This is a genomic window from Treponema brennaborense DSM 12168 (assembly GCF_000212415.1).
Taxonomy (GTDB): Bacteria; Spirochaetota; Spirochaetia; order Treponematales; family Treponemataceae; genus Treponema_F; species Treponema_F brennaborense.
This window is the reverse complement of the sequence record NC_015500.1, coordinates 2,374,962-2,395,191: the sequence shown is the minus strand read 5'-3', so window position 1 is coordinate 2,395,191 and position 20,230 is coordinate 2,374,962. Positions and strand designations below refer to the sequence as shown.

The 20,230-nt window shown below is 50.5% G+C and carries 16 protein-coding genes; 9 read left to right on the top strand and 7 right to left on the bottom strand.

Translation table 11 applies throughout. The features are described 5' to 3' along the window. Nucleotides 1-10: 10 nt before the first annotated feature. The 7 genes from nagA to TREBR_RS10405 all read left to right on the top strand — a co-directional run bounded on the left by nagA (nt 11) and on the right by TREBR_RS10405 (nt 8,587). Nucleotides 11-1,177, top strand: coding sequence for an N-acetylglucosamine-6-phosphate deacetylase (gene nagA, locus TREBR_RS10435; protein WP_013759141.1), 1,167 nt, complete (start codon nt 11-13; stop codon nt 1,175-1,177). Nucleotides 1,178-1,293: 116 nt separating this feature from the next. Beyond that, on the top strand, nt 1,294-2,097 hold the full coding sequence (nagB, locus tag TREBR_RS10430; RefSeq protein WP_013759140.1) for a glucosamine-6-phosphate deaminase: 804 nt from the start codon (nt 1,294-1,296) through the stop codon (nt 2,095-2,097). Between the two features lie 243 nt (nt 2,098-2,340). Beyond that, nucleotides 2,341-3,585, top strand: a complete 1,245-nt coding sequence (locus TREBR_RS10425) for an ROK family transcriptional regulator (protein ID WP_013759139.1) — start codon at nt 2,341-2,343, stop codon at nt 3,583-3,585. Further along, nucleotides 3,582-4,931 (top strand): ABC transporter substrate-binding protein, encoded by a 1,350-nt coding sequence (locus TREBR_RS10420; RefSeq protein ID WP_013759138.1) that lies wholly within the window; start codon nt 3,582-3,584, stop codon nt 4,929-4,931. The genes TREBR_RS10425 and TREBR_RS10420 overlap by 4 nt, the downstream gene beginning before the upstream one ends. A gap of 175 nt (nt 4,932-5,106) precedes the next feature. Next, nucleotides 5,107-6,390, top strand: coding sequence for an ABC transporter substrate-binding protein (locus TREBR_RS10415; RefSeq protein ID WP_013759137.1), 1,284 nt, complete (start codon nt 5,107-5,109; stop codon nt 6,388-6,390). Between the two features lie 297 nt (nt 6,391-6,687). Beyond that, entirely contained in the window at nt 6,688-7,422 is a 735-nt protein-coding gene (locus TREBR_RS10410; protein WP_245523713.1) for a carbohydrate ABC transporter permease, read from the top strand. A gap of 1 nt (nt 7,423) precedes the next feature. Further along, a complete protein-coding gene (locus TREBR_RS10405) occupies nt 7,424-8,587 on the top strand; it encodes a carbohydrate ABC transporter permease (protein WP_013759135.1) in 1,164 nt (387 codons plus the stop codon). Nucleotides 8,588-8,791: 204 nt separating this feature from the next. Here the strand turns inward: TREBR_RS10405 and TREBR_RS10400 are convergent, their stop codons facing one another. From TREBR_RS10400 to TREBR_RS10370, 7 genes are all read right to left on the bottom strand, one after another. Then, nucleotides 8,792-11,371, bottom strand: coding sequence for a beta-mannosidase (locus tag TREBR_RS10400; RefSeq protein ID WP_013759134.1), 2,580 nt, complete (start codon nt 11,369-11,371; stop codon nt 8,792-8,794). A 121-nt stretch (nt 11,372-11,492) separates the two neighbouring features. Beyond that, complete coding sequence (locus tag TREBR_RS10395; protein WP_013759133.1) at nt 11,493-11,924, bottom strand: PaaI family thioesterase; 432 nt, start codon at nt 11,922-11,924, stop codon at nt 11,493-11,495. Nucleotides 11,925-12,068: 144 nt separating this feature from the next. Next, nucleotides 12,069-12,923: a carbohydrate ABC transporter permease gene (locus TREBR_RS10390; RefSeq protein ID WP_013759132.1), complete on the bottom strand. Its 855-nt coding sequence runs from the start codon at nt 12,921-12,923 to the stop codon at nt 12,069-12,071. Continuing rightward, entirely contained in the window at nt 12,920-13,765 is an 846-nt protein-coding gene (locus tag TREBR_RS10385; protein WP_013759131.1) for a carbohydrate ABC transporter permease, read from the bottom strand. The genes TREBR_RS10390 and TREBR_RS10385 overlap by 4 nt, the downstream gene beginning before the upstream one ends. Nucleotides 13,766-13,892: 127 nt before the next feature. Beyond that, nucleotides 13,893-15,242, bottom strand: coding sequence for an ABC transporter substrate-binding protein (locus TREBR_RS10380; protein WP_013759130.1), 1,350 nt, complete (start codon nt 15,240-15,242; stop codon nt 13,893-13,895). A 192-nt stretch (nt 15,243-15,434) separates the two neighbouring features. Continuing rightward, entirely contained in the window at nt 15,435-17,123 is a 1,689-nt protein-coding gene (locus TREBR_RS10375; RefSeq protein WP_013759129.1) for a SulP family inorganic anion transporter, read from the bottom strand. A 190-nt stretch (nt 17,124-17,313) separates the two neighbouring features. After that, the gene (locus TREBR_RS10370) at nt 17,314-18,096 is read right to left on the bottom strand and encodes a helix-turn-helix transcriptional regulator (protein ID WP_013759128.1); all 783 of its coding nucleotides are present in this window, start codon (nt 18,094-18,096) and stop codon (nt 17,314-17,316) included. 224 nt (nt 18,097-18,320) lie between these two features. Between TREBR_RS10370 and TREBR_RS10365 the strand changes: the two genes are divergently transcribed. Beyond that, nucleotides 18,321-19,310 (top strand): hypothetical protein, encoded by a 990-nt coding sequence (locus tag TREBR_RS10365; RefSeq protein WP_013759127.1) that lies wholly within the window; start codon nt 18,321-18,323, stop codon nt 19,308-19,310. A gap of 471 nt (nt 19,311-19,781) precedes the next feature. Beyond that, nucleotides 19,782-20,225 (top strand): hypothetical protein, encoded by a 444-nt coding sequence (locus tag TREBR_RS10360; RefSeq protein ID WP_013759125.1) that lies wholly within the window; start codon nt 19,782-19,784, stop codon nt 20,223-20,225. Nucleotides 20,226-20,230 lie beyond the last annotated feature (5 nt).

Below are 20,230 nucleotides of genomic sequence, written 5' to 3'. Positions count from 1 at the left end.
GGAGTTTACTATGTCTATTTGTCTGTATAACGGTACGCTGCTGAGCGGTTTTTCCGTGATGGAAAAATGTGCGGTTCTCATTGAAGACGGAAAAATCGCCGACGTTTTCAGTCAGAAACGTTTCGAGCAGAAGCGCTTTGCGTCGAAAGTTCGCCTGATCGACGTGGAAGGCGCATATATCGCACCCGGTCTGATCGACACGCATATTCACGGTTTCAACGGGCACGGAACGGAAGACATCAGCGCGGATTCGATCCTCGCCATGTCGAAAGATCTTGCCGACTACGGCGTTTCTTCGTTCAACCCGACGCTGTATTCCTCCGACGAACCTACGTTCGTCAAGGCGATTGAAGCGGTTACCGAAGCGATGGGCAAAGAAGAAGGCGCGCGGATTATGGGCATTCACCTGGAAGGTCCGTTCGTTTCTCCCGATAAGGCGGGCGTTCAGCGTCCGGAAACCATCAAGGGCACCGATATCGAAATGATGGAACGCCTGTGGCAGGCTTCCAAAGGTACGATCGTCAATATGACTGTTGCGCCGGAAGTAAAAGGTATGCGCGAACTGGCGCTGTACTGCATAAAAAGGGGCATCGTTCTGCAGGCCGGACATACCAACGCGCTGTATGAAAATATGGTCGAAGGTATGCAGGCCGGTATTCTGCATTCGACGCACCTGTTCAACGCGATGAGCCAGATGCATCACCGCAATCCCGGTGCGGTCGGCGCGGTACTGATCCATCCGGAAATGTCGTGTGAGGTCATAGCCGACGGTGTGCACGTGCATCCCGATCTGTTCAAATTGCTGATGCGCGATAAACCGATCGATAAAATCGTACTGGTTACCGACGCGCTCAAACCGACCGAGCAGGCGGGCAGCGAGTTGTACGCGAACGGTGAACAGGTCGTTTTTGAAGGCGGCTGTTTCCACCGGAAAGCCGACGGTGTGATCGCCGGTTCCGCGCTGACGATGATCCGCGGCGTCAAGAATTTGGTGTCGTTCGGATTTCCCGTGGGAGACGCGGTCCGATGCGCTTCGACGAATCCGGCGCAGATCATGCGGTACGCGGGTAAAGGACAGCTTATTCCCGGTTACGACGGCGACGTCGTCGTGTTCGACAAGTATTTTAACGTGCTGATTTCGGTTATAGCCGGCGATATTAAAAAGAACATCATGTAACGCCTGATAAAAACCGCCGCAGACTGCGGCGGCTTCGGCCGAATGCGGTGCGTTTTGCGGAAACTTTTCTCCGTTCGGAGAAAAAACGATATTTATACATACAATGAGGTTTGTATATGAGAGTAATTGTGAGACCTGATTATGACGCGTGCTCGGTGTGGGCTGCCAATCATATTGCGAAGCGGATTATCGACGCGGCTCCTACGGCCGAAAAACCGTTCGTTTTGGGACTGCCGACCGGTTCCACGCCGCTGGGAACGTATAAGCAGCTGATCGCCTTGTGCAAAGCCGGTAAAGTTTCGTTTAAAAACGTCGTTACGTTCAATATGGATGAGTACGTCGGTCTGCCCGCCGATCATCCGCAGAGCTACCACCGTTTTATGTGGGATAATTTTTTCAATCACATCGATATCAAAAAGGAAAACGTGCATATTCTCGACGGTATGGCAAAAGATCCCGCCGCCGAATGCCGCGCGTATGAAAAAGCTATCGCAGCCGCGGGCGGTATAGACCTCTTTTTGGGCGGCGTCGGCGTCGACGGGCACATTGCGTTCAACGAACCGGGTTCGTCGCTTTCATCCCGTACGCGCGTCAAGTCGCTGACTGCCGATACGATTGCGGTCAATTCGCGCTTTTTCGGCGGCGACGTTTCCAAAGTGCCGGCGACCGCACTGACCGTCGGCGTCGGTACCATTACGGACGCCCGCGAAGTGGTGATCCTTGCAACCGGTCACAACAAGGCGATGGCGGTAAAGCACGGCGTGGAAGAGGGAATTTCCCAGATGTGGACGATCAGCAAATTGCAGCTGCACGAGCACGCGCTTATCGTCTGCGATGAAGACGCTACCGACGAACTGCGCGTCGGCACGCTGAAATATTTCAAGGATATCGAAAAAAACAATATGAACAACGGGCTGTAAAACGTTTTCCCGTTTACGGTCCGCACGCCGGCAAAAATAGCCGCGCGGTGGTGAGAAAAGGGCGCACGCCGGCAAAAATAGCCGCGCGGTGGTGAGAAAAGGGCGCACGCCGGTGCAAAAATAGCCGCGCGGCGTGTGCTTTGAGCTGAAAAACGTGTTTTCGGGCTTAAATATAACGAAAAAGGCCGGAAACGCGTTTTTTTTATTGCAAATATCAAAAAGTGCTGATAGGATAGTTGAGAGATGAAATCAATTAACTCGCCCGCAGATATAAACGTATCCCGTATTCTCCGTCTGATTTGGCAAAGTAAAGGCATCAGCCGGATCGAAATCGCGAACGAATTGGGTATAGATAAATCGACCGTTACCAAAATAACGGCTTCATTGTCGTCCATCGGTCTTATTTCGGAAACGTCTCACGGTGTTCCCGGCCCGCTCGGCGGCAGAAAGCCCGTATATCTTGAAATAACCAATTCGTTTGCCTGCGTCGGCGGAGTGGAAATCAATCCGGAGCGATTTGTGTGCTGTCTGCTTGATCTGCACGGAATCGTGCTGTTTCAGTATCAGGAAAACGTGCAGCCGCACACGTACGAACGGCTGCGCTGCGACGGTATTTTTTTCAAAGCGTTTGAAATGATCGCCGCGGAAGCGGAAATGCGCGGTATACCGCTTATCGGCGTGGGGGTGGGCGTGCCGGCAATGGTGAACTCCGATGACGGCACAATCATTCAGTCCGTTCCGCTTATGATAGACGATCCGTACCGGTTCGTCGAGTCGGTTTCGGAACAGATAGACGTTCCCGTTTTTCTTGAAAACGATGCGCGCTGCTGCTGCTACAGTGAAAAAATGCTTTCAAACGACCGCGGTACGGGGAACATGCTGTTCGTTTTGACCGAATACCGGGTGCTGCAGCCTAAAATCGCGTCGAAAAAAAACCTGTCGGTCGGTATGGGGATCGTTATCAACGGTCAGATTTATAAAGGAAACGAAGGTTCGGCTGGCGAATTTCGCAGCATTCTCTGGGAATCAGACAATGCCGGACAGTTTTTTTCCGGCGAAGACCGGTTGGAAACGATTTCGTTTGAAAACGCTTCAATGGAATCGGTTTTTTTTGAACTGGCTCGGCACGTCGCTTTTTTAGTCAATATACTGAATCTGGAAGTCGTGTATATCGGCGGAATTGAATCCGAATTCGCCGAACGGATAGCAAAAATCATTTCATCCCGAATCGAATTTCAGTGGCCGTATCATCAGCACCGTAAATATGAAGTGCGCGTCGCTTCTTTGGGGCACTTTGCCGTTTCGTACGGTGCCGCGGCTATGGTGGTTGAGGATTTGTTTGCGCTGCCAACTTTGGCTTCCATGTCCGGCACGGCCCGTTCGATGCTGGAAACGTTTTCAAATCTGCGGCAGCCGTTTAATGAAATGAAAGAACGGTATCCGGCAACCGGCGGTGCTGTCCGTCCCGCTCCGAAAGAGGTTTTATGAAAAAACTGCGAATCATGATTGGGGGCGGTTTCACGCTGATAACCGTTGCTCTCTCGTTGTGCCTGCTGTGCGGGTGTTCCGGAAAAAAAGACGGTTCCGGTGGCAACGTCGTTCTGCACGTGCTTAATTACTTCGATATAACTCGTGCCAACGCGACCGATGAAATCGAACGCGTATGGAACGCGTTTTCCGCGCAGCACCCGGACATAAAAGTCGTACGGGAAGACCTGTTCAACGAACCGTTCCACGAGCGCCTCAAATCGTACGTGGACGCGGGGCAGATCCCCGACGTTCTGTACCTGTGGCCGTCGGGACGGTCTTCCGATTTGCACGCCAACAATCTGGTAAAAGATCTGGCTCCGTTCGTTGAACGCGACGGTCTGGACGGTGTGTTCAACGCAGTCGCGCTGAAAAAGCAGATGGGCGGCTATTTGGGCGAATTGCCGAACGGAATGACGCATACCTCCGTGCTGTACGCGAATAACGCCGTGCTCGCCGCCTGCGGGCTTGAACCTGCGCAAACGTATGAAGAACTTGCCGCTCAGGTGCCCGTGCTTGCCCGTCAGGGATACGAGACGGTGCTCATGGCGAACGAAGAGCAGTGGGTGCTCCAGTCGTGTCTGTTCAGTCTGCTGCTCGGGCGGTTCGCCGGCGAATACTGGGTGGAGCACATCCTGTCGGGTACCGCCGAATTTACCGATCCCGAATTTCTGGCCGCGTTTGAATTTTTGAAACGGATGTGCCTTGACGACGTTATTGCAAAATCGACGTTCGACGTCAATTACAACGACGTGGTCGGGTATTTTGCGGCCGGCCGCGCCGCGTACCTGATAGACGGCGATTGGCGTATCGGTTCGTTTATAACCGACGCGGTAACGGGAAAGGCGCTCATAAGCCCTGCCGATCAGGAACGTATCGAATTGCTGGTGTTCCCGTCGATTCCCGGCGAGCGTCAGCGCGGCAGCGTTGCGGGAATCTGCGGCACGGGGTGGGGAATGAGCGCCGCCATACCGGCCGGTTCTGCCAAAGAAGAAGCGGCGTGGCAGCTCATCAAGTGGCTTGAGAGCGCGGAAATACAGTTGTGGCGTATGGAAAAAGGCATCGCGCCGTTCCCGTCACGCACGGATATAAACACGTCCGGGGCTGCGCTCGAACCGCTTCAGTCCAAAAGCGCCGCGTTTACCAAAGCGTACTTCAGTATTACACCCGTGTTCGACGGCGGCCTGCCGCAGGAAGTCAGCACGGTCTGCAACGAAGTGCTGCCCCTCGTTTGTTTGGAAAAAATGACCGCACTGCAAGCCGCACAGGCGATTCAGGAAGCGGCGGACCGTTATTTCGGCTTATAAATCCTTATAGTACAATTTTATACAAAAAATAGTGAAAAAAATTAAAAAAATGTTTGACATATTGGAAAAGTAGGTGTACGATAATGTTAGTTGATTGATTCAACTAACAAAGCTCTTAATTCGGTTTCACCGATTTAAGAATAGTATTCCATACTTCTTATTTAGGAGGAGATGTATGAAACTTTCAAAGAAAGTTATTTTGATTGGGCTCTTTGCTGTTTTGGCAATGGGTATCGTTTTTGCCGGCGGCGGAAAAGACGGTAAATCCGGAAAAACAGTCGTTAAAGTGCTTGCCTACGGAGACAACTCGAATTCTGAAGGACAGAGTTTCGTCCGCATTGTCGAAGCTTTTGAAGCTGCCAATCCCACTATCGATATCGACTATGAAATGCTGTATGATGAAGCGTATCATCAGAAAGTTCCCGCCCGCCTTGCTTCCGGCGACGTTCCGCACGTTGCGTATATGGGAGCCGACGCGCGCTGGGGTACCGCATGGAAAGAAGCTGCTCAGCAGGTAGACATGAGACCGTACATCGATCAGAATCAGTATGATTTGAGCTTGATTCCCGAAATGGGCCCGAACGGCGAAAAATACTACCTGCCGCTGGGAACGTCGAACGCCTGTACCGTCGTTTTCGTAAACGAAAAACTGGTTAAAGAACTCGGTTTCGACATTCCGAAAACGTACGACGACATGAAAGCCATGGTTCCCGCGGCGAAAGCGAAAGGAATCGAAGTTCTGTCAACTCACGGTGCGGACGGCTGGGCGTGGGGTTCCTGCGTGATGTCGGCTCTCTTTTCCCGCACGACGGGCAAAACGGATTACATGAGCGACATTGCCAGCGGTGCCAAGAAATTCACCGATGCGGACGTCGTTTCGGGTCTTGCGTTCCTGAACCAAATGGTAAAAGACGGCGTTATGTCTCAGAAAGCTGTTCTGATCGATTCCGGTACCGGACTTTCAGATTACAGCAACGGCAAATGCCTGATGTACGTAACCGGTCAGTGGGATGCCGGTAACATTTCACCTGAAGCACAGGCTGTTACCAAACTTATCGCATTCCCGTCTCTCCCCGGTCAGAAAGGCCCCGATACGATGGCCGGTGCGTGGCAGGTCGGTTACGGTATTACGAAAGCGACCGTTGCGGCAGGAAAAGAAGTGCTCGACGCTTCCATCAAGTTCCTGAACTACTTCAACAGTGTTGCCGAAGTTACGCAGCGTCTGCGCGACGGTGCGATCGTTGCCCCGATTTTGAAGGATTATAAAGTTCCGGCCGATATGCCCGCGATCATTTCCGAAAAAATCGCGCTGGGTAAATACGTGTCGTGCGACGTTATCGATTCAACGCTGACCGGTGCGCCCAACGACGCGCTGAACGCAGGTATGCAGGAAATCGTTGCCGGTAAATCAACTGCCGCACAGGTTGCTGCAAAAGTTGAAAGCCTTTATTCCAGATAATCGGATCCTCTTGGCAGGAATCGGTTGATGCAAGGGGCTGTCTGATAATCCGGGCAGCCCTTTCTTTTAAAAGGGGCATCCGCGCGGTGCAACCCGAAGTTTCGAGGAGGTTCTGTTTTGAATAAACGTGATACGAGAGACTTTTTAACTTTTCTTGGATTTATACTTCCGGGGTTCCTTCTGTACCTTTTTATAGTTGCATACCCCATTTGTTATTCCGTCGTGCTGAGTTTGTCCGATTTCAACCCGAATATCGGCGGTGCTTGGCATTTTATGGGATTAACACATTATAAAACGATGATTGCAGATCCTGATTTCTGGCACGCATTAAAAAATAATATGATTGTCGTATTGGTTTCCGTATTCGGACAGATTCCTATCGGATTCATTCTTGCGTTTATCTTGTACAGAAAGCAGGTCAAAGGCGGAAATTTTTTCCAGTCGATGGTGTTCCTGCCGCAATTTCTTTCAATGATTGTTATCGGTATCATGTGGCGTATGCTGTTTATGGTCGACGGTCCCGTTGCCCGTATCATGCAGTCCGTTTCCGGCGATCCGCATCGGCAGTTTACGATGATGCTCGACCGCAATAAAGTTATGATTCCTATAGGTATCGCGCTGATCTGGGTATATACCGGTTTTTATATGATTATCTTCCTTGCAAACTTGCAGAAAATCAACGAAAGTATGATTGAAGCTGCAAAAATAGACGGTGCAAACGAGCCGCAGATTTTCTTTAAGGTAATCGTGCCGCTGCTGGCCGGTACCATTCTGACGTCGTGCATTTTGGCTATCGCCGGTTCTCTTAAAGGATTCAGTTTAATATTTGCCATTGCGGCGGACGGCATAGTCCGGTTAAATGCGGAAGTACTCCCCATTTTGATGTACCGGACGGCGTTCCAGGATTTCAGTAATCCGATGCGATTCGCGTACGGTTCCGCAATTTCAAACACCGTTGTTCTTATCAGTGTCGTGATGATTTGCTTCAGCAATTTCGTCGGTAAGAAACTCGGTACGGACGAGGAGTATTGATATGGCTACATTCAATTCGATTCCGCAGGAAGCCCGGACAGGATCCGTGGTAGCCCAAAATTTTACGAAGGGGCTTTCCTATTTCATTTTCATTTTGTGGACTGTGGTTACGATCGCGCCGCTGGTTTGGATGCTCTATTCGTCGTTCAAAACGAATGAAGAACTGAACAGTAACATTTATTCGCTGCCGCACGCTATGTTCGACAACAAGGAAGACGAGTACGTGGTCGTCGCACCGCAGCTGAACATCGTGTATCCCAAAAAGCTCCAAAAGCAGCTGGAAATCGTTCCCGGTAACTTCGACGATATCAATGAGAAGCTGGTTATTCTGGAATCGACGACTATCGGCGGCGGGCGCCGTCTTATGGTGCAGTTTTTGGAACGCGCCGATTTGTCGGATGAAATGAACGCCCGATTGGTTCCGAATGCCAAAATCACGCTGAACGAGCTGCCCAAATCGTATCAGCGTTCGATCAGCTGGAATACGATTTGGTGGAACTACACGTCTGCCTGGAAGCGCGGGTCGCTGGGAATGAAGTTCCTGAACAGTATCATTTATACGGTTTCATCCACGTTTTTCGTCGTACTGTTCGGACTGATGATCGGATACGGTATCAGCAAGTTCAAGTACAAACGGATTGCGCTGATCGTTTCCGGACTGATCGGGCTGGGGTATTTGCTCGACGTTAACCAAGTTATCATTCCGCTGTTCCTTATGATGACGGGCATCGGTTTAACCGATACTCATATCGGTATCATCATGGTGTATATTGCGTTCGGGCTGCCGCTTTCGGTCATGCTGTGTGCGCAGTTCATTAAAGGACTGCCGAACAGTCTGATCGAGTCGGCGTATATAGACGGAGCCAAGCCGTTCAGAACGTTTGTCAGCATCATATGTCCGATGACCGTTCCGGTTATCGTAACGATTTCCATTATGACCGCGCTGAACGTTTGGAATGAGTTCCTGCTGGTATTGATTTTTGCCAGTAAGGAAATGACAAAATCGCTGCCGGTCGGTGTGTATTCGTTCTCGAGCCGCACCGGTATCCAGCTGGGCTGGCAAATTGCCGCGCTGATTATCGCGACCGTGCCCGTTATGATCGTCTACTTTGCGTTCCAGAAAGAGCTTGCCAAAGGTGTTGCCGGCGGCGCTATCAAGGAATAGGTTTCCGTTCGCAGTACGGACGTCAAGACGGTACAGGCGGCTGCCGGTGTGCGGCGACCGCCTGTACCGTGAAAACGTAAAAAAAATCCGATCGGTTTTTCCGGTCGGATTTTTTTTTACGGTACGTCTTAAAAGGCTGACAGCCGCCGGCGGCAGACGAACGGTTTGCCGTTAGCCGCCGTTTCTTTCCGCTGCCGGCCGTTTTCAGTAAGTGTCCGTCAGCGTCGTAACGGAAAGCGCTTTTTCAAATTTCTCCTGCGTCAGTTTTTCACTGTCGGCGGTAAAGCGCACCGTAACCGGAGCTTCCGGCAGCAGCGTGAGCATATTGTCGGAGAACGTTCCGCCCAGTTTTTTCGTATCGAGCGCCGTAAAGAACGCCGGTTTATCGGTCGTTAGGGTAATTTCAAATATCTGCGGAGCGAGCCGCTTTACGGCCGTTTTTATGCAGGCTTTCCGCAGTTCGCATTCCTTGGGCAGCGCCGGCAGCAGCGTATTCGACGTTTTCCGGTTGTCGCCGTAAGTCAGTTCCGCGTATATGAAACATTCGTGGGCGGCGAGCGGCAGTTCCGTTTCCGGGCACTCGAACACCTTCAAAACGGAATCCGGCGCAACGGTCGCATCGATGCTGAGGTCGGTCTGCGTTCCTGCGTGCGCACCGGTTTGCGACGCGGCGCTTTTTCCGTCGAACGTGAGAAATCGGATGGCAACGCGTACCGGCAGATTTTCTTCCGTGTCGTTCAGCACGTGCGCGCTGATTTTTCCGTCCTTTTTGTACAGCACGACGGCGACCGGTGCAAAAAACTTTTTCGCTTCATAATGCAGCAGCTTCCATTTGCCCGAATATTCGATGGAAGACCAAGAGGCGACCGGCCAAACGTCGTTCAGCTGCCAAATGATGCTTCCCATACAGATCGGACGCAGGCTGCGCCAGTATTCGACGGCCGTCTTGATGGCGAGCGCCTGCTGCACTTGGCTCAGATACAGCATGTTTTTGATTCCTTCGGGGAATCTGAAATACCGTGAAAAGTTTTCCAGAATGATGGAGTTGCCGCCGGGCGACCGCTGATGGAATTCCATGACCGGGCTGGTCAGGTTCAGCTGGTCGCGGGGAGCGTAGGTCTGCACTTCCGACAGCGACGGAAACGATTCGTAGCCGAATTCAGAAACGAATCGCGGTTTTATCGTCAAATAAGCGTCGAACGATTTTTTTTCGTGCCAGACGCTCCAATAGTGCATGTCGCCCCGGCCGTCGGCGTGCCAGTTGTCCGAATAGTCGTTCGGTCCCGCCGAAGGTGAACTGGGCCACCAGGCGCGGTCGGGGTCGAGCTGTCTGATTTCGTCGGCAAGTACGCCTTCGTTCAGACGGTCGTAGTCGATGATATACCGGTCCCGGTTTGCAATCGATTCGGGATACCAGGTCAGCGCGCCGACGTCTTCGTTATTGCCGCACCACAGTGCCAGCGAAGGGTGATCTTTCAGCCGGCGTACCTGATGGCGGATTTCCGCCCTGACGCTGCGTAAAAACGGCGGCGTCGCGGGGTACAGGGAACAGGCGAACATACAATCCTGCCATACCATGATGCCGAACCGGTCGCACAATTCGTAAAAAATATCCTTTTCATATTGACCGCCGCCCCAGACGCGCACGGTGTTCATGTGTGCCGCCGCAAGATCGCGCAGCAGTTTTTCGTATTTTTGGGGAGTTTGGCGGGACGGCAGCGCGTCGCACGGTATCCAGTTGGCGCCTTTTGAAAACACGGGGCGGCCGTTTACCTTAAAGTACATGCTTTTGCCGTGCTCGTCGGGTTCGGCTACGACGTCGATAGTGCGGAACGCAATCCGTTTGGTTTTTACGGCGTGATAGGCGGTAACGGTGAGCGTATACAGCGGATTTTCACGGAGCGCACTGCTGCCGGTCAGCACGGCCGCCGTGTCTTCGGGAGCGCATCCGGCGGGCCACCACAGTTCGGGGCGGCGCACCGTTACGGTGTGCCGGATCAGGTTTTCACCGACGGTAACGTTGACCGGCGTTCCCGTAATGACCGTATCGATGCCCGGTCCTTCTATCTTGACCGATACCGGAATCGTACAGTCGGTGATGGCGGTGTAAACGGTCGTTACTTCAACCTGCCAGTCGTCGTTTTCCCGTACGTATCTGGTGTTGACGTAGTCGATAAAGCCTTTCGTCGTCTGTTCGAGTCTGATGGATTCGTACACGCCGAACGCCATGATGCACGGTCCCCAATCCCAGCCCGCGTGGCACTGCGTTTTGCGTACCAGATTGCGGTGCGGTGAATACACCGGATACACGCTGTACGGTACGGGGTAGGGCTGTCGGGCGGCGCTTTCGATGGCACGCCGTTCGGCTGATTCAAACATGATTTCAATCGTGTTGATTCCTTCGTGCAGCAAACCGCTTACGTTGAACCGCCAGCTGCGGAACATGTTTCCGCCTTTGCCCGCTTCTCTGCCGTTTATGAACACGTGAAAAAAAGTATCGGCAAATTGAAACGATATGAACTGCTGTCCGCTCAGAAAAGCTTTTTTGATTTTTATTTCCCGTGAAATGATCCAGTCTTCTTTGCCGACCCATTGTACGTCGAGTTCGTTTTTTGCAAAATACGGATCCGCGATTATTCCCGCGTGAATGAGAGCCGAATGAATGTCTCCGGGAATCGGGACGGGTATTTCCGTATGAGCGGTAAATGCGTCCGTATAAGCGGCAACCCGTTCGGGATGCCGGGGGCGTAATTTCCATGTTCCGTCGAGTGCTGTTGCTTTCATGGTTATTTCCTTTTCACTTATTTTGTACGGAATGTTGCCGTTGCGCGTCGTTCAGTAATGAATCCGTATAAAGTATATCATATTGCGGTCCGTTTGTCATATTTTTGAAGATAAATCGGTTTCAGGCTTTCGATTCCGCAAGCTGTTTTTTGAATCCGGTAATGCAAATTTCCGCAACGAGCGTTCCCAGACTGTCCTGCACGGTGATTTGGTAAAAACAGGTCGATTTGCCGTCTTTGACGCAGCGTGTTTCCGCGCTCAGAAACGCCGTTTTGGCGGTGCCCAAAAACGCAATCTGGCTTGCCAGTGAAACGGTAATACAGCCTTCTTCCTGATTCGCCGCCACTGCGAACGCAAAGTCTGCGAGCGTGAACAGCACGCCGCCCATGACGGCGCCGGCCGCGTTGAGATGTTTTTCCGTAATTTCAAGCGAACATTTTGCGTAACCGGGACGCGCGTCGTCTATGCTGATTCCGGTTACCTGCGTTGCGTATTTATCGGCTTTGAATTTTTCCCGTATGAGGTCAAGCCCCTGCGGTTCACGTGTATTCATACGTTATAGTATATCGATTTTTCGCCGTTTTGCAAAGATTCGGGGCGCGGCATTTTACGGAAATCTGAAAAAGAGAACGGGACGGCCGAAACAGTTGCCTGCCCGACCGCCCCGTTCAAGGAAAAGAACAATAGTGCGCTGCGGTTAGCCTTTTACGGCGCCGGCGAGAACACCCTTAATAATATGCTTCTGACATGCCAGGTAGAAAATGATAACCGGCAGCATGGCCAGAACGAGCATAGCCATCATCGCACCCATGTCGACGGCACCGTAGCCGCCGCGCAGATACTGAATTGCGATCGGGATGGTCTTATAGTCCGTACCGATGGTCAGATACGGCAGCAAGTAGTCGTTCCATACCCACATGATTTCAAGAATACCGATGGTAATGGCGGTACTTTTGAGCATGGGTATGATAACCAGGAAAAATATCTGCGGCGGAGTCGCTCCGTCGATCATCGCCGCTTCTTCCATGGAGAGCGGAATCGATTTTATGAATCCTGAAAACATGAACGTCGACATACCGCATCCGAAGCCGATATACACCAGAATGATACCGACCGGATTGTCCAAATGCAGCAGGTTCGCCATCTTGCTCATGGTGAACATGACCATCTGGAACGGCACGATCATTGAAAATACCAGTGAATAATAAATGATACTGGTAGCCTTGTTTTTCACCCGGGTGATGAACCAGGCGAGCATACTCGAAATGAGCAGAATGCCCGCGACCGACGCGACGGTGATCCACAGCGAATATCCGAAGGCGGAAAAGAATTTGATTTTCTTTATACCGGTTACGTAGTTCAGCAGACCGACGAACGTCGGTTCCGCCTCGTTCGCCGTGGGCAGTTTGAACGGTTCCGTTGAGATGAACAGGCGGCCTTTAAAAGAGTTCATCAATACGACGACGATCGGAAACAGCACGTAGAGTGCCGCCAATACCAGAAAGGTAAAAATGATTTTCTTGGACGTTGTACCGCGGATGGAATTTTTCATTGTTCGATCTCCTTGCTGCGTGTGAGTCTCAACTGAATCAGCGCAATAGCGGCGACTATCAAGGTGAAAACGACCGCTTTCGCCTGTCCGACGCCTTCAAAACCCGACCGCCCGTAAAACGTGTTGTAAATGTTCAGTGCGAGCATTTCCGACTGTTTGCCCGGTTCTCCTGCGGTCAAAGCCAAGTTCTGATCGAATAATTTGAAACCGTTGGTAACCGTCATGAACAGACAGATCGTAATGGACGGCATGACGGTCGGAATGATGATTTTGAACAGCGTTTTCCAGTAATTCGCGCCGTCGATCGCCGCCGCTTCAAGCATATCCGTTGAAACGTTCTGAATCGCCGCGATATATATGACCATCATGTAACCGACGTTCTGCCAGTTCATCAGCAGAACCAAACCCCAAAAACCATAGCGGGGATTTGAAACGATCGTCGCGCCGTAATTATACAGAACGCCGTTGATGATAACCTGCCATATCCAGCCGAGGACGATACCGCCGATAAGGTTCGGCATGAAAAATATCGTTCTGAATACGTTCGTCCCTTTTATACCGCGGGTAAGCATTATGGCGAGTGCGAACGCCATTATATTGATTGAAAGTACCGACACGACCGTAAACTTGGTCGTCGTCCATAACGCCGAATTGAAATAATTATCGACCGTAAAAGCTTTTACATAGTTTGAAAGCCCGACCCACTGTGCGTTCGTAACGTTCGTGAAGTCGCAGAAAGAAAGATAAATACCCATGAACATGGGAATAAGAAACGCTATCAAGAAACAGATCACACCCGGAAGTGCGAACAAAACAAAATATTTGCGCAATGTCTTTTCCATAGAATCCTCGCAAGTACGGGGAACTTCCCCGTTTGAACGCAAAAGAAAAGGCCGCCTCCTCGCTGTAATACACACGTCAGAGACGGCCTCCGGTTATTTTTATATCAAATAGGCAGCAGCCCGACGCTTACTTCAGCAGGGATTTTTCTTTTGCCCAGCTGTCGACAGCCGTTTTTTCAACTGCGGCCCAGTCGGCTTTTCCTTCAAAATATGAAAGGAGCGACGAACCGAATGCGTTTTTCCATTCTTCCGACGGAATCGCGGCGAACGCCCACGGTACCGACGAAACACCGTCTTTGTTCATCCAGATGCTGACCTGCTGAGACAGCGGATCGGCCGGCAGTTCGCTCGCTTTGAAGCTGTTGAACGGCGTAATGAACATCAGATCGTTGGAAACGATTCTTTTTCCCGTATCGGAGCTGAACAGCCAGGTCAGGAATACGTCCGCACCTTTCTGCGCTCCGGCGGAAGCCGCTTTGTTAATGCACAGGTAGTTTTCGGTACCGACGCACAAACCGGCTTTTTCTTCATCTTTGATGCCCATGTACAGCGGCAGGAATTTGATGTCTTCCGCTTTTACTTTGTTTCCCGGTGTTCCCAGAATCTGAGCGGCAGCCCAGTTTCCGTTCTGAACCATGGCGCACTGTTCGAGCGCGAATTCAGCCATCGAGTCGTCGACGCTCTTTGAGCCGAGCAGCGTTTTCTGCGTTACGCTGTTGTTCGTGTACAAGTCGATCAGGTTTTTGAAGTTCTTTCCGTATTTGAACGCAATCGTGTCGGAAGCCAGACCGGTGGTCACCGCGGGAACGCCTGAGTTTTTGTCGTTGAATTCATAGTACAGCGGTACGTTCACCGTGTGCGTCTGCCATCTCCACTGGTTACCGGCGGACATCGACGTTGAAGCGAACACGCCTTTGATTCCCAGCGCGTCTTTGTTTTTCTGCATGTCTTCAACAACCGCTTTCAGCGTTGCAAAACTGTTGATCTGATCCGCTGATGAAACGGAAACGGCTTTGTTCGGCAGCGCGAAGTATTTCTTCATGATCGATTCGTTGTAGATAATACCGTAACCTTCAACGGCGTAAGGAATTGCCGCAACGCTTCCGTTCAGCTTCAGCGCCATCGATTTGTCGCCGAGCAGTTTGTAGAAACCGGTGTTGTCGAGCGCCGCAACGGTATCCTTATTGTTGTTCAGCCCGGTGGGACCGTTGACCTGGAAAATGACCGGCGGATTGGCTTTCGCCATTTCACTGCGCTGAGTCTGTTCGTATGTTCCTGAAGCGGCGGTTACGACCTTCAGTTTATAACCGGGATTTTCAGCCGCAAAAGCGGGCGCGACTTTTTCTTCATAGACGGAAGCGATTTCCGGTTTGAAGTTTAAAAAGTAAATTTCCTGCGTTGCATCTTTTCCGCCGGCGGCGAATATCGACCCGCACAGAACTGAAAGAGCCAGCACCATTGTTAATACCTTTTTCATGTGTTCTCCTTTGCCGTGTTTACGGCATCTCGCATATGAATATATAGTAAACCGGTTTTCTTGACCTGTCAAGAAAAACTTTTACTTTTTTGTAATTTAAGTATAGTCCGGCTGTTTTAGTAAATCAAACGGAGCGGCGGCGGCGTTTGCCGAGACCGCTCGGGGCGCGCGTCTGTCAGCGGCGGCGTTCCGCTATTTTCCGCAGATTTCCGCAGCGCGCGTAAGCGCTTCTTCAAACGTGCTGAAAAAATTCCCGTTGCCGAGTTTAACCGTCAGGCCCGTTTTGATGGCAAGCATGTACGGCTGCGTGTGGATTTCCGATATCAGTAGAATGACGTTTCTGCTGCAGCAGTTCTGATACAACTGTTCCAGCACGTGTATTCCGCCCGCATCCAAGTACATGGTGTTCTGCATACGCAGCACGAGCGCTTTGTAGGTGATGCCGGAAACGGCCGTTGCTTCTTCAAACTTCTGTATCGTACCGAAAAACAGCGGCCCTTCGATTTCAAATATGAACGTTCCGTCCGGTAGTGCGGGGGTGCTTTCTGTAACATCGGTTTCAGAGCGGCCGGTCTGCGACGGCTGTGCGGAAGCCGGTTTTATGCTTACGGCCGGTTTATTCGTGCTGACTTGCCGGATAGACGACAGATCGATCATTTTCTTTATGAAAAAGAACGCGGCGCAAATCAGTCCCACTTCGATCGCGACGGTCAAGTCGATAAAAACCGTCAGGAGGAACGTAACGGCAAGAACCGTTATGTCCGATTTCTGTCCTTTGAACAGCGCTTTTATCGCGGGAATGCCCGCCATGTTCCATGCGACCGACACCAATACGGCGGCGAGCGCCGCCAGCGGAATATATACGGCGAATCGGCCGAAAATGAACATGATGAGCAGCAGCGTTATCGCGTGTACGATTCCGGCCACCGGTGTACGTCCGCCGTTTTTGATGTTCGTGGCCGTTCGGGCAATGGCGCCGGTTGCGGGAATACCGCCGAACAGCGGGCTCGCAATGTTCGCGATTCCCTGCGCGATCAGTTCCGTATTTGAATCGTGCTTTGAGCCGATCATTCCGTCGGCAACGACGGCGCTCAGCAGAGATTCTATCGCCGCGAGTATGGCGATCGACAGCGCCGGCGCGAACAGTTTCCGCAGCAATTCAAAGCTGAACGCGGGCAACTGCGGCGCCGGAAGCGAAGCGGGAATTGCCCCGTACCGCGAACCGATCGTATCGACCGGCAGATTCAGCAGTTTTACCGCGGCCGTTATCAGAATGATAACGACGAGCGAACCGGGGATTTTTTTATTTATTTTGGGCCATACCAGAATGACGGCAAGCGAAACCGCGCCGACTGCCACTGCGTACGGGTTGACCGTCCCGAACGAGGCGGCGTACGCCTTGATTTTGCCGAGAAAATCTCCCGGCAGCGGGCCGGTCGTCAGACCGAAAAAATCGCCGATTTGCGTAGTCAAAATGGTAACCGCGATACCGGCCGTAAATCCGGTGATAATAGTATATGGAATATATTTGACCAAAATGCCCATTTTGAACGCACCGAGCAGTATCAGCATGACGCCCGCCATCATCGTGGCGAGCATCAGTCCCGAAAAACCGTACTGCCGGACGATGCCGTACACGATGACGACGAACGCGCCGGTCGGGCCGCCGATCTGCACTTTACTGCCGCCGAGTACTGAAATGATAAAACCTGCGACTATGGCGGTGTACAGCCCCCGCTCCGGTGCGACGCCGGACGCTATTGCGAACGCAATGGCGAGCGGCAGTGCGACGATTCCGACGATGATTCCGGCCGAAAGGTCACTGGCGAACGTTTTTACTGAATAACCTTTCAGTGAATTGAGTAATTCCGGTTTGAACATGGTATGCTCCGATTTGAAACGACATTTTATGGTATCAGTCAAAAAAAATCCGGTGCTGCCCGAAAAAAGTTTCAGACTGCCCCCTATTCTTAATGATCGTTAATTTTTATGTGAATAACGTACCGTATTATACCGTTTTGCCGAGAGAAGTGCAAGGCGTGCGTTCAGCCGCAGATACGGCCGTGCGGAATCAGGTACTATCCACCTTATATTGAACCAATAAGAATCTGAGCATTTCCCGGTTTTTTACGCCGAACAAACGGCATATATCCGTCATATCTTTTTTTATGGTTGATTCGCTTACGTAATGCGTATCTGCAAGCGTTTTATACGATATGGAATCTTGCAGACATGCTTCCACGCACCGCCGCTGCCGTTCGGTTAATCCGAGCGCTCTCAGGTTCAGTATTTTTCCCGGTTCAGGCAGCGTGCAGGCAGCTTTCATTTTACATACGTTTACGTCGGGCAGCAAATAGGAAAGCTTATCGCTCAGTAAATAATAGATGTACACGTATGCCGCAAACATGAAAATTGAAGTACTGACTGCAAAAATGAACCTTTCAATGCCGAACGGTATGAGCGTTGTCAGTGTCAGTATCCAACCGGTGCCGATGAGTGTCGTTTTCAGTTTTGCCCGAGTTTTGAAATATCCTTTGCAAAATAAGACGAGGTTAAGAAAAGCGAACAGGAACAGTCCGAGTAAATCGAATCCGGTGCATACGTTGTAAACACTTTGTATAACTAAAATCACGTACAGCAGGATGCGTTTATTCGGTTTAAAAATGAGAATTAAGGAAAGAACCGTACAAAATCCGTTTACACAGGGCGTTACCGTTTCCGTATACGGTATGAAAGATTGCGTGAAACTGCTGCCGAAGCAAATATTCAGGAGCGTTCCGGTCAGCAGCGCGATAAAACCGCATACCGTAAGGCAGGTAAACGGACTTGAATCGGCTCGTTTTCTTCGTTTCATATTTCTCTCCTGATGGCAGCGTACCGTATACGAGTATAGCATGGGCGTGAAAATTTGCCAAGTTTCGTTTTCCCGCTTTGCTTTTTTCAGACAAGAATAATAACTTCGGTTACTTCTGCGGTAACTTCGGTTAATTCGGCAGCGAATTCATTTACAGGAGCGGAAACTGCATTATACACTATAACTGGATAAGAAACTGTGTAAATAATGGAGAAGGTACGATTATGAAGAACATCAGGAATTTTTGCTTTTGTGCGGTTGTTTTAGGATGCGTTTTATATGTGTGTGCCTGCGGGCAGTTTTCCCAGGTGCAGAAACAGCCTGCGGAAGATTTTTTTGCGGAAAATCCCGTAACTATTACGTGGCAGTCCGGAGCAGAAAAAGATATTGAAAGTTTTCAGGCGGACGTATCCGTGTATACGAATACGAATAGGGCGGGTACCGGAACTTCGCTGCAAAATAAATATCGAATGTCGTTAAAGACTGTTAACGACGTGCCGTATGTGCGATTGGATTTTGATCCGGAATACAACGGCGGGCTGTTCCGTTCCGCCATATCCGATACTGCGGAAACGATTATAGTGGATACGGTTTCTGAAGAAATCGAATATCGGATTCCCGTGCAGGACGATTATTCTGCGGATCTTGCGTTTCTCGGAACGGAAACCGCTGTAAGCAGGGTGAATTTATCCCTTATAAAAACGGAAGCACGGCGTCTTGCATTCGATATGACTGATGAACAGGGAAGCGCGCTGATCGTTTCAATTCCGAATGATTTTTTTGCAGATCCGTATAAAACACGGCTGTCTACGAGGGTAACGTTTGATACGGTTAACGAAACGTTAAATCAAGTCGAAATCGTAACGGTTTTGCAGGACGGTACGAACGTAACTACGACGACGTATCCGATGTATGAAGAAAAAAACGGAGAACCCGTTAAAATCGGTTCGGTAACTGTTATCGATTCAAAAGCACCGGGTTTACTGGCGGAGTTTGAAGATGCGGAATACTTTGACTCCATTGCTGATATTCCTGAAATAAGCGACGCCGAATACCAGCGGCTGCTGGATAGCGGAGAAATAACGGAAGTAGAGGCTATGCCGTTCGGCAATCCGGCGGATATGAGTTATCAGGAAACGATAATCGAAGTATACAACGATATAGAAATAAATACCGTAACGGATAATCCGTTCAGATTACTGCTGAAGGAGTAAGACCCTGAAAAAGCTTATTTTATTGCTGGCGGTCTGTGTGTGTGCGTTGACGTGCACGGGATGTTCTGATGAATGGGGAAGCAAATGCGTCTCTATAAACTACTATCTTTACATTGGAGAAGAATCCGCAGAACTGGGGCCGGTGAAAGATGTTCGGCGAGTTAACGCCGACGGTACTTTATCTGAATATCCGTTACTGACATTTGATGAGAGTGTTCCAAACTCGGTGTTCTTGGGTTCTGGCGGCCGGGATCTTGAAACGAGACGGGATTTTACGTATTCGGTAAAATTGGAAATACGGTATGAATCCGGAAAGAGCGTACGGGTATTTGCATCTATATATGTGCCGTATTTGGAAGAAGACGGAATATATGCAATCCCTGTTAAGTTTACCAGTAAAGACGGTTCCATAGTATATGAAGGAAAAATTAGCTATATCTTTTCAAGGTCAATTTAAGGAGCATGGCGGTTATGAAAAAGCTTATTTTATTGCTGGCGGTCTGTGTGTGTGCGTTGACGTGCACGGGATGTTCTGATGAATGGGGAAGCAAAAGCGTCTCTATAACCTACTATCTTTACATTGGAGAGGAATCCGCGGAACTGGGGCCGGTGAAAGCTGTGTATGACGTTAACGCCGACGGTACTTTGGTTAAATATCCGTTAATTGCACTTACTTCAAGACCGGGGTTCCTTGGTTCAGGCCGCGGGCAACCTGAAACGCGGCGTGATTTTACGTATTCGGTAAAATTGGAAATACAGTATGAATCAGGAAAGAACGTACGGGTATTTGCATCTATATATGTGCCGTATTTGGAAGAAGACGGAATATATGCAATCCCTGTTAAGTTTACCAGTGAAGACGGTTCCATAGTATATGAAGGAAAAATTAGCTATATCTTTTCAAGGTCAATTTAAGGAGC